This window comes from Streptacidiphilus jiangxiensis, assembly GCF_900109465.1.
Lineage (GTDB): Bacteria > Actinomycetota > Actinomycetes > Streptomycetales > Streptomycetaceae > Streptacidiphilus > Streptacidiphilus jiangxiensis.
Genome location: NZ_FOAZ01000009.1, coordinates 104043 through 117164 on the forward strand (window position 1 = coordinate 104043; position 13122 = coordinate 117164).

General features: G+C 73.1%; 13 protein-coding genes. 2 read left to right on the forward strand and 11 right to left on the reverse strand.

The annotated features are described in order from the left end of the window. The first annotated feature begins 83 nt into the window (after nucleotides 1-83). The gene (locus tag BMY61_RS18685; protein ID WP_042457144.1) at nucleotides 84-323 is read left to right on the forward strand and encodes a hypothetical protein; all 240 of its coding nucleotides are present in this window, start codon (nucleotides 84-86) and stop codon (nucleotides 321-323) included. A gap of 35 nt (nucleotides 324-358) precedes the next feature. Here the strand turns inward: BMY61_RS18685 and BMY61_RS18690 are convergent, their stop codons facing one another. The 9 genes from BMY61_RS18690 to BMY61_RS18730 form a co-directional block, all read right to left on the reverse strand. Then, on the reverse strand, nucleotides 359-1114 hold the full coding sequence (locus tag BMY61_RS18690) for a PIG-L deacetylase family protein (RefSeq protein WP_042457148.1): 756 nt from the start codon (nucleotides 1112-1114) through the stop codon (nucleotides 359-361). Between the two features lie 113 nt (nucleotides 1115-1227). Then, nucleotides 1228-1635: a VOC family protein gene (locus BMY61_RS18695; protein ID WP_042457219.1), complete on the reverse strand. Its 408-nt coding sequence runs from the start codon at nucleotides 1633-1635 to the stop codon at nucleotides 1228-1230. 65 nt (nucleotides 1636-1700) lie between these two features. Then, a complete protein-coding gene (locus BMY61_RS18700) occupies nucleotides 1701-2102 on the reverse strand; it encodes a helix-turn-helix transcriptional regulator (RefSeq protein ID WP_042457150.1) in 402 nt (133 codons plus the stop codon). 42 nt (nucleotides 2103-2144) lie between these two features. Next, nucleotides 2145-2999 carry a DUF4232 domain-containing protein gene (locus BMY61_RS18705; RefSeq protein WP_052439343.1) on the reverse strand — a complete coding sequence of 285 codons (855 nt, stop codon included), beginning with the start codon at nucleotides 2997-2999 and terminating at the stop codon, nucleotides 2145-2147. Continuing rightward, nucleotides 2983-3441, reverse strand: a complete 459-nt coding sequence (locus BMY61_RS18710; RefSeq protein WP_042457226.1) for an RNA polymerase sigma factor — start codon at nucleotides 3439-3441, stop codon at nucleotides 2983-2985. The genes BMY61_RS18705 and BMY61_RS18710 overlap by 17 nt, the downstream gene beginning before the upstream one ends. A 116-nt stretch (nucleotides 3442-3557) precedes the next feature. Next, nucleotides 3558-4256 carry a class F sortase gene (locus tag BMY61_RS18715; RefSeq protein WP_083555183.1) on the reverse strand — a complete coding sequence of 233 codons (699 nt, stop codon included), beginning with the start codon at nucleotides 4254-4256 and terminating at the stop codon, nucleotides 3558-3560. 233 nt (nucleotides 4257-4489) lie between these two features. Continuing rightward, nucleotides 4490-5233 (reverse strand): DUF4232 domain-containing protein, encoded by a 744-nt coding sequence (locus BMY61_RS48815; RefSeq protein ID WP_075003968.1) that lies wholly within the window; start codon nucleotides 5231-5233, stop codon nucleotides 4490-4492. Nucleotides 5234-5393: 160 nt separating this feature from the next. Then, nucleotides 5394-6854: a Re/Si-specific NAD(P)(+) transhydrogenase subunit beta gene (gene pntB, locus BMY61_RS18725; RefSeq protein ID WP_042445293.1), complete on the reverse strand. Its 1461-nt coding sequence runs from the start codon at nucleotides 6852-6854 to the stop codon at nucleotides 5394-5396. A gap of 6 nt (nucleotides 6855-6860) precedes the next feature. After that, on the reverse strand, nucleotides 6861-8417 hold the full coding sequence (locus tag BMY61_RS18730; protein ID WP_042445296.1) for a Re/Si-specific NAD(P)(+) transhydrogenase subunit alpha: 1557 nt from the start codon (nucleotides 8415-8417) through the stop codon (nucleotides 6861-6863). 451 nt (nucleotides 8418-8868) lie between these two features. Here BMY61_RS18730 and asnB point away from each other — a divergent pair, with 451 nt between their 5' ends. Continuing rightward, the gene (asnB, locus tag BMY61_RS18735; protein ID WP_042445299.1) at nucleotides 8869-10722 is read left to right on the forward strand and encodes an asparagine synthase (glutamine-hydrolyzing); all 1854 of its coding nucleotides are present in this window, start codon (nucleotides 8869-8871) and stop codon (nucleotides 10720-10722) included. A 97-nt stretch (nucleotides 10723-10819) separates the two neighbouring features. Here the strand turns inward: asnB and BMY61_RS18740 are convergent, their stop codons facing one another. Together BMY61_RS18740 and BMY61_RS18745 are read right to left on the reverse strand one after the other, a co-directional pair. Beyond that, on the reverse strand, nucleotides 10820-12337 hold the full coding sequence (locus BMY61_RS18740) for an aminopeptidase P family protein (protein WP_082014900.1): 1518 nt from the start codon (nucleotides 12335-12337) through the stop codon (nucleotides 10820-10822). Between the two features lie 45 nt (nucleotides 12338-12382). After that, the gene (locus tag BMY61_RS18745) at nucleotides 12383-13099 is read right to left on the reverse strand and encodes an LmeA family phospholipid-binding protein (RefSeq protein WP_236655946.1); all 717 of its coding nucleotides are present in this window, start codon (nucleotides 13097-13099) and stop codon (nucleotides 12383-12385) included. Nucleotides 13100-13122: the final 23 nt, after the last annotated feature.

Consider the following 13122-nt stretch of genomic DNA (forward strand, 5'->3'; position numbering starts at 1 on the left):
TAGCCGAGCGAGTGGATCACGTCGACGGGGCTTCACCGCAGGCGGGGTGGTGTCCCCGCAGGGGCGGACTCGTTGCACCGGGCATGAAGACCATCGCGCCTCTCGCCCTGCTCGCTCTCGCCGCCACGGCCGGTGCCGTCGGCCTCGCCGGATCGGCGCAGGCGGACACCCCGCCCGGCACCCCGTCCGGCCCGGCCCCGACCGACGTCTGCGCCCAACAGCTCGCCGCGGCACCGGTGGTGGGCCAGTGGACGGGCACCCTGCACAGCGCCTGCGGCGACGCGGCAGGCGTCAACAACCTGGCCCACCACCCGCTCGGCTGAGGCCGCCTGGACTGCCGCTTGGACCACCGCTTGGACTATCCGGGCATCCGCAGGGGGACGACCTCGAAGGCGGACGCGTAGCGCACGCCCAGGCGCGAGCCGGCCATGCGCAGCATCGCGTCGAGGAACTCCTCCGGGTCGGCCATGCCGTGCTCGCCCAGCCCGGCCAGGTACGCCTTGTGCTCCGCCAGGGACGCGACGCCGAGCGCGAACGTGTCGGTGACGTCGACGCCGTGGCGGCCCTCGGGGGAGCCGGCGGCCAGCAGCATCCGCACGCCGTCCCAGGGCTCCAGACCCTCCGCGTCCAGCAGCTCGCGGAAGACCCATCGGTTCCCCGCGTCGCGCACCGCGTCGAGCGTGGCGCGGCCGGCCGCGATGTGGTCGGCCTGGTTGGGGAAGACCCCGCCGTAGGTGTCCCGGAAGTTGGTGGTGATCACCACGTCCGGGCGGTGGCGGCGGACCAGCCGGGCGATGTCGCGGCGCAGCGGCAGGCCGTACTCCAGGACGCCGTCGGGGTGGTGCAGGAACTCCACCGTGTCCACGCCCACCGCGGCCGCGGAGGCGATCTGCTCGGCCTCGCGCAGCGGCCCGCAGCGGTCCGGGGCCAGTCCGTCGATGCCGGCCTCGCCGCTGGTCACCATGGCGTAGACGACCCGCTTGCCCTGGGCGGTCCAGCGGGCGACGGCCGCGGCGGCGCCGTACTCCATGTCGTCGGGGTGTGCGACGACCGCGAGCGCGGAGCTCCAGTCCTCGTCGAGGGGTTCCAGCGGCGGGGGTGCCTGCTCGTTCACGACTGCCTCCCGGCGGGTCGGCGCGGTCCGATGATCTCCACCTCGACGCTACCCACCTGGAGCGGGGCTGTCGCGCCGTACGCGCACCGCGACAGCCCCGCGCCCGCCGCAGGTCAGGCCTTGGTGGCCTGGATCCGCACCATGTTGCCCGAGGGGTCACGGAAGGCGCAGTCGCGCGGCCCCCAGGGCTGGTCGATCGGTTCCTGCAGCACCTCGGCGCCTGCGGCGCGCACCTTCTCGAAGGTCGCGTCGACGTCGTCGGTGCTGAACACGGTGTTCGGCAGAACGCCCTTGACGAGCAGCTCCTGCATCGCGTCGCCGTCGGCCTGCGAGCGGCCGGCGTGCGGCTCGGACAGCACGATCTCCAGGCCCGGCTGGTCGGAGCTGCCGAGGGTGACCCAGCGGTATCCGCCCGCGGCGACGTCGTTCTTGAGCTGCAGGCCGAGGGCGTCGCGGTAGAAGGCGATCGCCTCGTCCACGTCGTTGACGGTGATGTGGCAGTACTGCAATGCGATGGTCATGTCGTTCACGTTAGGGCGCGGCCGCACCCGGTGCTTCTCGAATCCTGCTCACTGCTGCGCCTTGTTCACTGCGGCTTCGTCGGCCGGGTGCGCACCATTGCCACACAGACCGGCATCAGGGCCACCGCGCTGTGGTCCCGCTCGCGGTAGACGCTCGGCGGCTCGCCGACGATCTCGGTGAACTTGGAGCTGAACGACCCCAGCGAGGTACAGCCGACCGTCATGCAGGCGTCCGTCACGCTCATCCCTCCCCGCAGCAGCGTCATCGCCCGCTCGATCCGGCGGGTCATGAGGTAGCTGTAGGGCGTCTCTCCGTAGGCGGCCCGGAACTGCCGCGAGAAGTGCGCGGGCGACATCAGGGCCTGCTGCGCCATCGTCGGCACGTCCAACGGACGGGCGTACTCCCGGTCCATCAGATCCCGCGCCCGGCGCAGCAGCGCGAGGTTGGCCAACTCCTCCGGGGTCATACGACGGACGCTACCACCCGCCACGGACAACCGGGGCGCAGCTCAGTTCGCCGGGTTGCCGGTGGTCCCGGGCCCGAACGGGGTGAGCTCGAAGGTGCCCAGGCAGACCGTGATCCGGCCCGGGAAGGTCAGCGAGGTGAAGCTGCCCGGCGGGTAGATGCGCAGCAAGGTCGACGTCGGCAGGCACTCGGACGGGTTGTTCGTCTGCCGGTTCACGGTGTGGATGGTGTCGCTCGCGGACGCGCCCGGGGCGAGCACGACCGGGGTGGACGGGAACTGGTGCTCGTAGGTGGCGGGAACGCCGATCTGGTGGCCGGAGGCGTCGAGGAGGGAGAGCCCCGGGTAGCCGGCGACGTGGCAGGGGGTGCTGCTGTGGTTGGTGACCACCAGGTAGGTGTAGATCTGGCCCGCGCCCGCGTTCCCGCTGCCCAGTCGCGGGGTGAGCTGGGCGGCCGTGCACAGCGGGGTGCCGCTCGTCGTGGGTGACGCGCTGGCACTGGCGCTGGCGCTCGGCGCCGTGGCGGACGGGCTCGGCGCGGCCGCGGAGGGGAACGCGCTGACCGAAGGTACGGCGGTCGGGGCCGCAGTGGACGGCAGCGGCCGCGGGGTGCCGAAGCTGTGGCCCGCGCTCGCCGGTGGGGTGACCACCTGGCTCGGCCCGCGCGGCACGAACGCCCCGGTGAGGTAGACCGCCACCGCCAGCGCGCCGACGCCCGCCGTCGCACCGAACGCGGCGCGCCGCCGTCTGCGTCGGGCCGCCCGCTGCCGCGCCTGCGCGAACGCCCCCTCGGGGATCGGCAGCGGTGTGACGGGCGTGTGCCGGAGCTCCTCGAACGGATCGCCCGGCTCGCCCGCCGGACCCCCGGTGGGGTCGAAGGGGTCAGCCGATCCGGTCATGGGATTCTCCCAGGGTCGCGCGGAGCAGTTCGCGGGCGGTGTGCAGGTCGGACTTGACGGTGCCTTCGCTGCGCCCGAGGCGGGCAGCGACCTCGCGCACCGGCAGGTCCGCGAAGTAGTACAGCAGGACCGGGTCGCGCAGTCGCTCCGGGAGGGAGGTGACCAGCAGGCGCACCGACGGGTCGTCCCCGTCGACGGTCTGCCGTTCGGACTCCCGCCGCCCGGCGAAGCGTAGCGCCCGCCGTTCGCGCTCCATCTTGCGCCAGTGGTCGCGGACCAGGTTGGCCGCGGTGACGTAGAGGAATCCGGTGGGCTCGTCGACCTTGGTCCAGCGCGCCCACAGTCGGGTGAACGCCTCCGCGGCGATCTCGTGGGCGGTGCCGTCGTCGTCGACGAGACGACGGCACCAGCCCGCCAGTCGCGGGTAGAGGCTGCGGAACAGCTCCGCCGCGTCCTCCTCGCGTTCGTGCGTGCGATCCCTGCGGTTCGCGGTGACCGCCCCCCTCGTGGTCTCGGGCCGGAGTGTCGGCGGCCGGCCCGTGCGCTCCAGTCCGACGTTCAGGACCGGGCTCCGGTGAGGGAGGCGTAGACGATGACGTTGTCCGGGTATCCGCCGCCGCTCTCGTGCGGGCCGCCGCACGTGATGAGACGCAGCGCGGGCCGGTCGACGTTCCCGTAGACGGCCTGCGTCGGGAAGGCGGACTTGTCGACGGTCTGCACCCGGTCGACGGTGAAGACCGCCGTCGAGCCGTCGCGCCGCCGCACCTCGATCCGGTCGCCGGGGTGCAGTTGGGCGAGGTGCAGGAAGACGCCGTCGCCGAAGCGGCCCACGGTGACGTGACCGAGGATCACCGACGGGCCGGTCTGCCCGGGGGTGGGGGTGCCGTCGTACCAGGCGGCGGGCGCGTTCGCGGCGATCGGCGGGACGCCGACGGTGCCGTCGGGGTTGAGGCCGACGGACATGACGGAGGCGTTGACGCCGATCGCGGGGATGGTCAGGCCCACCGGGACCGACCGGCCCAGCGGTGCGGCGGCTGTCCCGGCCTGCGCGGGCGCGCTCGCGGCTGCGCCGCCGGTCGCCCCGGACACGGCCGAGCCGCCCGACTGCCCGGCGCACCCGGACACCAGCAGCCCCGCGACGAGCGCGGCAGCAGCCAGTCCGAACCGCGCCGGGACGGCCCGTGCCGGCGGCCGGACCCGCGCCAGCCCCACCCGCGCGGGGGCGGCGGGCGTCAGCGCGGTCTGCACAGGGACCATCTGCGCGCGCACCGCTCGCTTCGGCTCGGCCTGCGCGGGGACCGCCCGCGGGGGGACCGCTCGCTTCGGCTCGGCCTGCGCGGGGAGCGCCCGCTCCGGGACCACTCGCGCCGGGACCGCCCGCGCCGGGGCGGCGGGCGTCGGCCCGGCGTGTGCACCGGCGGCGCTGTTCCCGGCCGCACCGCGGCCAGGAACAGCGCTCGCCGGGTGCCCCGCCGGCTCGTGAGAGGGCATCAGCCCCGGGCCCGCGAGCGGCGGGCGCGGGTCAGCGCGACGCCCGCGCCGCCGAGGACCAGGACCGCCCCGGCAGCCGCGGCCACCATGCCGGTGGAGTCGCCGCCGGAGGAGCCCGGCGCCTGGCCGGTGTCGGGCGCGCCGCTCGGGACCGCGCTGACCTGCGAGGTCGGCGCCGCCGACGGCGAGGCGGAGGGACCGCCGGCGGAGGCCGACGCGGAGGCGCTGGGCTGACCGGAGGCGCCGACCAGCGGGGTGACGGTGAAGGTGTTGTTGCAGATCGTCAGCTTGGCCGGGAAGACCAGCGAGGCGCGGTTGCCCGGCGGGTAGACCCGCAGTGAGGTGGACTCCGGCCGGCACTCCTTCGGGTCGTTGGTCATCCGGTTGGTGGTGTGGATCGTGGTGGTCGCGGTGCCGCCGGGCGCGAGCACGACCGGGGCGTAGGACCGGGGGTCGTGGGTCGCGGCCGCGCCGATCGTCGCGCCGTGCGCGTCGAGCACCGAGACCCCGGGGTAGCCGGTGAGGTGGCAGCTGGTGGAGCTGTGGTTGGTGAGCACCACGTCGCGGTAGATCTGGCCGGCGCCGACGTCCCCGGCGCCGAGCGTGCCGGTCAGCTGGGAGGTGGCGCACATCGGGGTGGTCGCCTGCGGCGCCGCGTCGGCCACCGGCGCGAAGGCGAGGGCGGCGGCGCCGAGCGCCACCGACGCGGCACCGGCGGTGAGGGCTTTCCTGCTGCTGAGCATGGTCGTACGTCTCCCTGGTTCGAGCTGGTTCGAGCTGGTTGGAGCGAACGTGTAGAGCGGCAGGAGAGACGACGCACCCCGGATCGGGGTTGTAAAGGAATGTCAAAATCGAAAACGGGTGCCCCGGCCGCAGCCGGGACACCCGTCCTGAACGGAGGAACTAGCCCGCGACGGCCTGGCGCGGGGCCGGTGCGGCCGCCTGGCGGCCGTCCGAGGCGAGCGCCTGCAGGATCGCGTCGACGCTGGCCTTCGCGTCACCGAAGAGCATGCTGCTGTTCTCCCGGAAGAACAGCGGGTTCTGCACGCCCGCGTAGCCCGAGGCCATCGACCGCTTGAAGACGATCACCTGGTCCGCCTCCCAGACCCGCAGCACCGGCATGCCGGCGATGGGGCTGCCCGGGTCCTCGGCCGCGGCCGGGTTGACGGTGTCGTTGGCGCCGATGACCAGCACCACCGAGGTGCCGGCGAAGTCGTCGTTGATCTCGTCCATCTCCAGGACGATGTCGTACGGCACCTTCGCCTCGGCCAGCAGCACGTTCATGTGCCCGGGCAGACGCCCGGCGACGGGGTGGACGCCGAAGCGCACCTCGACGCCGCGCTCGCGCAGCTGCCGCGTCAACTCCGCGACGGGGTGCTGCGCCTGGGCGACGGCCATGCCGTAGCCGGGGGTGATGATCACCGAGCCGGCGTTGGCGAGCAGCTCGGCCGCCTCGGCGGCGCGCACCTCGCGGTGTTCGCCCTCCTCCTCCTGGCTGCTGGAGGGGGCCTCGATGCCGAAGCCGCCCGCGATGACGGAGATGAAGGAGCGGTTCATCGCCTTGCACATGATGTACGACAGGTAGGCGCCGGAGGAGCCGACCAGCGCGCCGGTGACGATGAGCAGGTTGTTGTTGAGCAGGAAGCCGGCCGCGGCCGCCGCCCAGCCCGAGTAGCTGTTCAGCATCGACACGACGACGGGCATGTCGCCGCCGCCGATCGAGGCGACCAGGTGCCAGCCCAGCAGCAGCGCGAGCACCGTCACGGCGATCATCAGGCCGAGGTTCGGGGAGGCGGTGAACCAGACCGTCAGCGCCACGAAGGCGCCGAGCGCGCCGAGGTTGAGCGCGTTCTTGCCCGGCAGCATCAGCGGCCGGGAGTTGATCCGGGCCGACAGCTTGAGGAAGGCGACGATCGAGCCGGTGAAGGTGACCGCGCCGATGAAGATGCCGATGAACACCTCGGCGTGGTGGATGCGCAGCAGGTCGGAGCCGATCAGCGTCTGCGCGGCGCCGTGCGACTCCACCTCGAGGTAGCTGTTCCAGCCCACCAGCACGGCGGCGAGGCCGACGAAGCTGTGCAGGACGGCGATCAGCTCGGGCATCTGCGTCATCTCGACGCGGCGCGCCCGCCACAGGCCGATCACGGCGCCGAGCGCCATGGCCAGGACGATCAGCGCGACCGCGCCGGCGGTGATGCTCTGTGCGGCGACCACGATGGTGGCGACGAGCGCGAGCGCCATCCCGGCGATGCCGTAGACGACACCGGCGCGGGAGGTGCGGTGCTGGGAGAGGCCCGCCAGGCTGAGGATGAACAGCAGCGCGGCGACCAGGTCGGCCGCGTGGGAGGCCGTCGTGGAGGTCATCTCGGCTCAGCCTTTCGAGAACATGGACAGCATGCGGCGGGTGACGGCGAAACCTCCGAAGATGTTGACGCTCGTCAGCAGGATCGCCACGAAGGACAGGGTGGTGACGATCCAGCTCTCGTGGCCGATCTGCAGCAGTGCGCCGATCACGACGATGCCGGAGATGGCGTTGGTCACCGACATCAGCGGCGTGTGCAGCGCGTGGTGCACCTTGCCGATGACGTAGTAGCCGATCACGACCGCCAGCGCGAACACCGTGAAGTTCTCCGCGAGCTGCGCGGGCGCGAAGGCCACGAGCAGGAACATCGCGAGCATCCCGGCGCCGATCAGGCCGAGGCGGCCCGCGGGGGTGAGCTTCGGCTGCTTGGGTTCCGGCTTCGCCGCGGCGGCGGCGGGCTGCGCGGCGGGCGCGGCCGAGACCGAGACGGCCGGCGGCGGCCAGGTGACGTCGCCGGCCTGCACGACGGTGACGGCGCGCTGCACGACGTCGTCGAAGTCGATCGTCAGCTGCCCGTCCTTGCCGGGGGTGAGCAGCTTGACCAGGTTCAGCAGGTTGGTGCCGAACAGCTGGGAGGCCTGGGCCGGCAACCGGGAGGCGAGGTCGGTGTAGCCGATGATGGTGACGCCGTTGTCGGTCACCACGGCGCGGCCCGCGACGGTGCCCTCGACGTTGCCGCCCATGGCCGCGGCCATGTCGACGATGACGCTGCCGGGCTTCATCGCCGCGACGTCGGCGGCCGTCAGCAGGCGCGGTGCCGGACGGCCGGGGATGAGCGCGGTGGTGACGACGATGTCCACGTCCTTGGCCTGCTCGTGGTAGAGCTCGGCCGCGGCGCGGTCGTAGTCGGCGGAGGTGGCCTTGGCGTAGCCGTCGGTGCTCTGCTCCTGCACCACGTTGACCGGCAGGTACTCGCCGCCCAGTGACTTGACCTGGTCGGCGACCTCGGGGCGCGGGTCGGTGGCGCGGACGATGGCGCCGAGCGAGGAGGCGGCGCCGATGGCGGCGAGGCCGGCGACGCCGGCCCCGGCGATGAGGACCTTCGCCGGGGGGACCTTGCCGGCGGCGGTGACCTGGCCGGTGAAGAAGCGGCCGAAGACGTGGGCGGCCTCGATCACGGCGCGGTAGCCGGCGATGTTGGCCATCGAGGACAGCACGTCCATCGACTGCGCGCGCGAGATGCGCGGCACGGCGTCCAGCGCCAGGGCGGTGACCTGGGCGTCGGCGAGCGACTGGAGCAGCTCGGGCTTCTGGGCCGGGGCCAGCAGACCCGCGACGGTCGCGCCGTGACGCAGCTTGGCGATCTCGGCCTCGGAGGGGGCGTTGACCTTCAGGACGACGTCCGCGTCCCAGGCGTCGCCGATGCCCGCGCCGGCGTCCAGGTAGGCCTGGTCGGTGAAGCCGGAGGCCGCGCCGGCCTCGGACTCGACCACGACCTCGTAACCGAGGCCCAGCAGCTGCTTGACGGTCGCCGGGGTCGCGGCGACGCGCGTCTCCCCGGAGACGGACTCGGCGACGACGCCGATGCGCTGCGGAGGGTGGTGCGCGGGTTCTTGAGCAGACATGTCGTTGTCTCGTGTTCTCTCGTCAGAGGAGGGTGTGACGGGGGATCCGCGATCGGGGAGGCGTCATGGGGGACTCCTTCCCCTTGGTCGCAGGAACCTACCCGTCACGGAGCGTCGCCACGACGGAGCACGGCCGTGACATGTTTCACTTTCCGGCGGTTCGGGAACCGGCGGCAGCGGCCCGGCGTCACCCGGCGGGATCGCGACAGATCCGCGCGGGGCCGGGGGAGTCGCCTGCTTCGTGTGCGTCTTCCCGGTCCGGCCAGGGCAAGGCCGGGCGGCGGCAAACCCGTTCCACGGACTTGGCCTGAACATGACGGTCGGCGAGCGGAATGATTGCTTCATACACCCACCGCTCCTAGCGTGATCATGTCGGCGGCCGCAGTGGACCGGCCGCACCCCGCCGCCACGGGGTGAAGCGCCGACCCACGCAGAAGGGCAACCGAGCCGTATGTGCGGGATCACCGGATGGGTCTCCTACGACCGCGACCTCACCACCGAGCGGGCCTCCGTCGACGCGATGAACGCCACCATGGCTCTGCGCGGCCCCGACGCCGCAGGGGTCTGGCTGGACACCCACGCGGCCCTCGGCCACCGCCGGCTGGCCGTCATCGACCTCGAGGGCGGCGCGCAGCCGATGACCGTCACCCACGACGGCCGCACCCTGCTGGCCACCACCTACAGCGGCGAGATCTACAACTACCGCGAGCTGCGCGCCGAGCTGACCGCGCGCGGCCACACGTTCACCACCGCCAGCGACACCGAGGTGGCGCTGCGCGCCTACCTGGAGTGGGGCGAGGACTTCACCCACCGCCTCAACGGCATGTACGCCTTCGCGCTGTGGGACCCGCGCCGCGAGGAACTGCTGCTGGTGCGCGACCGCATGGGCATCAAGCCGCTCTACTACTACCCGACCCGCGACGGCGTGCTGTTCGGCTCCGAGCCCAAGGCGATCCTGGCCCACCCCCTGGCCCGGGCCGTCGTCGACGCCGAGGGCCTGTCCGAACTGTTCTCCTTCGTGAAGAGCCCCGGCCACGCCGTCTACTGCGGCATGCGCGAACTGCGTCCCGGTCATACCCTGCGGGTGCGCCGCGGCGGCCTCACCGAGCGCCGCTACTGGGCGCTGGAGGCGAGGGAGCACACCGACGACCTCGACACCACGGTCGGCCGCGTCCGCGAGCTGCTCGACGACATCGTCGAGCGCCAGCTCGTCGCCGACGTTCCGCTGTGCACCCTGCTCTCCGGCGGCCTCGACTCCTCCGTGATCACCGCCCTCGCCGCCCGGCAGCTCGGCGAGAACGGCCGTGGGCCGGTGCGCTCCTTCGCCGTCGACTTCGTCGGCCAGACCGAGAACTTCCGCCCCGACGCGCTGCGCGGCACCCCCGACGGCCCCTACGCGCACGCCCTGGCCGAGCACGTGGCCGCCGACCACCGCGACATCGTGCTGTCCACCCTCGACCTGACCGAGCGCGCCGGCCGCGACGCCGTGCTGTTCGCCCGCGACCTGCCCATCGGCATCGGGGAGGGCGACACCTCCCTCTACCTGCTGTTCAAGGCCATCCGCGAGCAGACCACCGTCGCGCTGTCGGGCGAGTCCGCCGACGAGGTCTTCGGCGGGTACTCCTGGTTCCACGACCCCGAGGCCGTCGCGGGCGACACCTTCCCGTGGCTGTGGGCCATCCAGCGCGGCTTCGCCGGCGAGGGCGCCGCGCTCTCCGCCACGGCGCTGCTCCAGCCCGGCCTGCTCGGCAAGGTCGACGTGGCCGGTTACCGCCAGGCCCAGTACCGGCAGGCGCTGGCCGAGGTGCCGCGGCTGCGCGGCGAGGGCGCCACCGAGCGCCGGATGCGCGAGATCAGCCACCTCCACCTCACCCGCTTCGTCCAGATCCTGCTCGACCGCAAGGACCGCGCGTCCATGGCCACCGGCCTGGAGGTCCGCGTTCCGTTCTGCGACCACCGGTTGGTCGAGTACGTCTTCAACGCCCCCTGGGCGATGAAGACCTTCGACGGCCGGGAGAAGTCGTTGCTGCGCGCGGCGACTCGCGACGTCCTGCCGGACGTCGTCGCCGAACGCGTCAAGAGCCCCTACCCCTCCACCCAGGACCCCGCCTACGCGGAGGCGCTGCGCGGCGACCTGAAGGCTGTCCTGGCCGACCGCGACGCCCGTGTCCACGACCTCCTCGACACCCCGGCCGCGGCGGCGGCGGTCGCCTCCGCCGCCGGCCCGGACCTGCGCAACGCCGCCGAGACGGTCCTCGCCCTGGACACCTGGCTGCGCAACTACGACGTGTCGCTGGAGGTGTGAACCCGGTCCGGCCCCCCGTCGGCTGAACGGCGCGGCCGGGGCCGGGTCGGCGCGGGCCCTGCCGCCCCGGGCGGAGGCGGCGGGGCCCGCCCGGGGGTCAGAGCAGCTGGGCCATCCAGGCCTCGACGTCGTCCGCCGCGCGCGGGAGGCCGGCGGAGAGGCAGAGCGGGCCGTCTGCGGTGATCAGGAAGTCGTCCTCGATACGCATGCCGATGCCGCGCAGTTCCTGGGGGACCGTCAGGTCGTCCGCCTGGAAGTACAGGCCCGGCTCGACGGTGAGCACGTGGCCGACCTGGAGCGGGCCCTCGTGGTACGTCTGCTGGCGGGCCGCGCCGCAGTCGTGGCAGTCCAGGCCGAGCATGTGGCCCGAGCCGCACAGGGTGTAGCGGCGGAACAGCTGGCTGTCGGGGGCGAGCGCCGCCTCGGCGTCCGGCAGCAGGCCCCACGCTTCCAGGCCCTCGGCGATGACCCGCACGGCCGCGTCGTGGAAGTCGCCGTAGCGCGCGCCCGGCCGCAGCGCGGCGATGCCCGCCGACTGCGCCGCGAACACCAGGTCGTAGACGCGGCGCTGCGCGTCGGTGAACCGGCCGCTGACCGGCAGCACGCGGGTGACGTCGCCGGTGTAGAAGCTGTCCGCCTCGACGCCCGCGTCGAGCAGCAGCACGTCGCCCTCGCGCACCGGACCGTCGTTGCGCATCCAGTGCAGCGTGGTGGAGTGGGTGCCGCACGCGGCGATGGTCTCGAAGCCGAGCCCGTAGCCGTCCAGGCGGGCACGGCGGTTGAAGGTGCCCTCGACCCAGCGCTCGCCGCGCGCCAGGCGGGTGGCGTGCCGAAGCTCGCCCACCACGTCGTGGAAGCCGGCCACGGTCGCGTCGACGGCGATCCGCAGCTGCTCGACCTCCCACTCGTCCTTGACCAGCCGCAGCTCCGACAGGAACTGCAGCAGCTCCGCGTCGGCCTCGGGGGCGGGCGCCACCGTCGCGTCGACGACCGCGTCCTGGCCGCGCACCACGCGGGTGGGCACGCCGGTGCCGAGCGCGCGCGGCAGCTCCTCGCGCGCGGCGGCGGCGAGGCCGAGTGCGTCGGAGGTCTCGGTGAGGCTGCGCCGCCGGCCGACCCAGAACTCGCCGTGCTGCCGGTCGCTGTAGAGCTCCGTGCCGCGCGGTCCGCCGTCGCGCGGCGAGCGGCCGCGGGTGAACAGCGTGACGTGGTGGCCGTTGCCGTGCGGCTCGAAGACCAGCACGCTGTCCGGGACGGCGTCGGCGCCCTGCTCGGCGGTCAGGTGCACGAACGCGGAGTGCGGCCGGAAGGTGTAGTCGAAGTCGTTGCTGCGCACCTTCCAGCCGCCGGCGGGCACCACGATCCGCTCGCCGGGGAACCGCTCCGACAGCGCCGCGCGGCGCTTGGCCGCGTAGGCCGCGCCGGGCAGCGGCGCCAGGCTCAGCGAGGTGTCCGCCCAGCCCTGCCGGAAGTTCTCGGCCAGGACGTTGGGCACCGCCTTGTCGTGGCTCTGCGTCCCGTCGAGGTTCCGGGTCCCGCGCACCGCATCGCTCTGCCGCTCCACGGCATGCCTCCGCTCGTCGTCTTCGTCGACCAACGGCGGCGACAATACCATTGCACATATGACACGGCGCTAGCCTCGTGCTGCGCGAGCCCGGGCTCAGCCGCCGTAGATCGACGAGCCCACCACCACCTGGTGTCCGGTCACCTGGAGGTCCACGCCGGTCGGCGTCGAGGTCGCCGCCGTGAAGTCCACGTTGTCCGGCAGCGGGATGCTCCAGTCGTAGCCCGACGTCTGCATCCCGGGCACCTCGATCTCCACCTGCCCGCGCTGCGCCAGCAGGCTCGCCACCACGTCCAGCTGCCGACCCGCCCAGGGGCCGCTGATCCGGATCCTGGCCTCCTGCTCGTTCGACCCGGGCGCCGGGCCGACCGTCAGCGCGCCGCCCTGTCCCATCAGCCGGGTCACCACCCCCGACAGGTCCTGGTAGCTGAACGTCAGATCTCCGGTCACCAGGTCGACCTGCGCACTGCGCGCCGTCAGCGACGGCACGTGCAGGCCGTGCAGGTCCAAGGTCAGCCGCTGCACGTTCAGGTAGTCCCCGGCCGCATGGGAGCTCGTGTTCACGCTGAAGTCGCCCGCGCTGAGGGTGACGTGGTCCAGCTGCCCGCCGAGCGCCTGGGTGAGGAACGGGAACCCGTCGATGGCCACGTGCACGTAGCCGTTGGTGGAATCCTGTCCCCAGCCGTACTTCTGCTGCGCGAGCTTGGCCGCCTCCTGCTCGGCGAGGTGGTTCGCCACCCGGTCCGCCGCGATGCCCAGCACCGCGAGTACCACCACCACGATCGTCAGCACTTTGACCCACCGACGCCTCATCGTCCGCCCCCGTCGTTCGTTCC

Coding starts and splice junctions, on each gene's coding strand:
- BMY61_RS18685 (WP_042457144.1), top strand. CDS start 84: ATGAAGACCATCGCGCCTCTCGCCCTGCTCGCTCTCGCCGCCACGGCC.
- BMY61_RS18695 (WP_042457219.1), bottom strand. CDS start 1,635: ATGACCATCGCATTGCAGTACTGCCACATCACCGTCAACGACGTGGAC.
- BMY61_RS18700 (WP_042457150.1), bottom strand. CDS start 2,102: ATGACCCCGGAGGAGTTGGCCAACCTCGCGCTGCTGCGCCGGGCGCGG.
- BMY61_RS18705 (WP_052439343.1), bottom strand. CDS start 2,999: ATGACCGGATCGGCTGACCCCTTCGACCCCACCGGGGGTCCGGCGGGC.
- BMY61_RS18715 (WP_083555183.1), bottom strand. CDS start 4,256: ATGGTCCCTGTGCAGACCGCGCTGACGCCCGCCGCCCCCGCGCGGGTG.
- BMY61_RS48815 (WP_075003968.1), bottom strand. CDS start 5,233: ATGCTCAGCAGCAGGAAAGCCCTCACCGCCGGTGCCGCGTCGGTGGCG.
- pntB (WP_042445293.1), bottom strand. CDS start 6,854: ATGACCTCCACGACGGCCTCCCACGCGGCCGACCTGGTCGCCGCGCTG.
- BMY61_RS18730 (WP_042445296.1), bottom strand. CDS start 8,417: ATGTCTGCTCAAGAACCCGCGCACCACCCTCCGCAGCGCATCGGCGTC.
- asnB (WP_042445299.1), top strand. CDS start 8,869: ATGTGCGGGATCACCGGATGGGTCTCCTACGACCGCGACCTCACCACC.
- BMY61_RS18740 (WP_082014900.1), bottom strand. CDS start 12,337: ATGGTATTGTCGCCGCCGTTGGTCGACGAAGACGACGAGCGGAGGCAT.
- BMY61_RS18745 (WP_236655946.1), bottom strand. CDS start 13,099: ATGAGGCGTCGGTGGGTCAAAGTGCTGACGATCGTGGTGGTGGTACTC.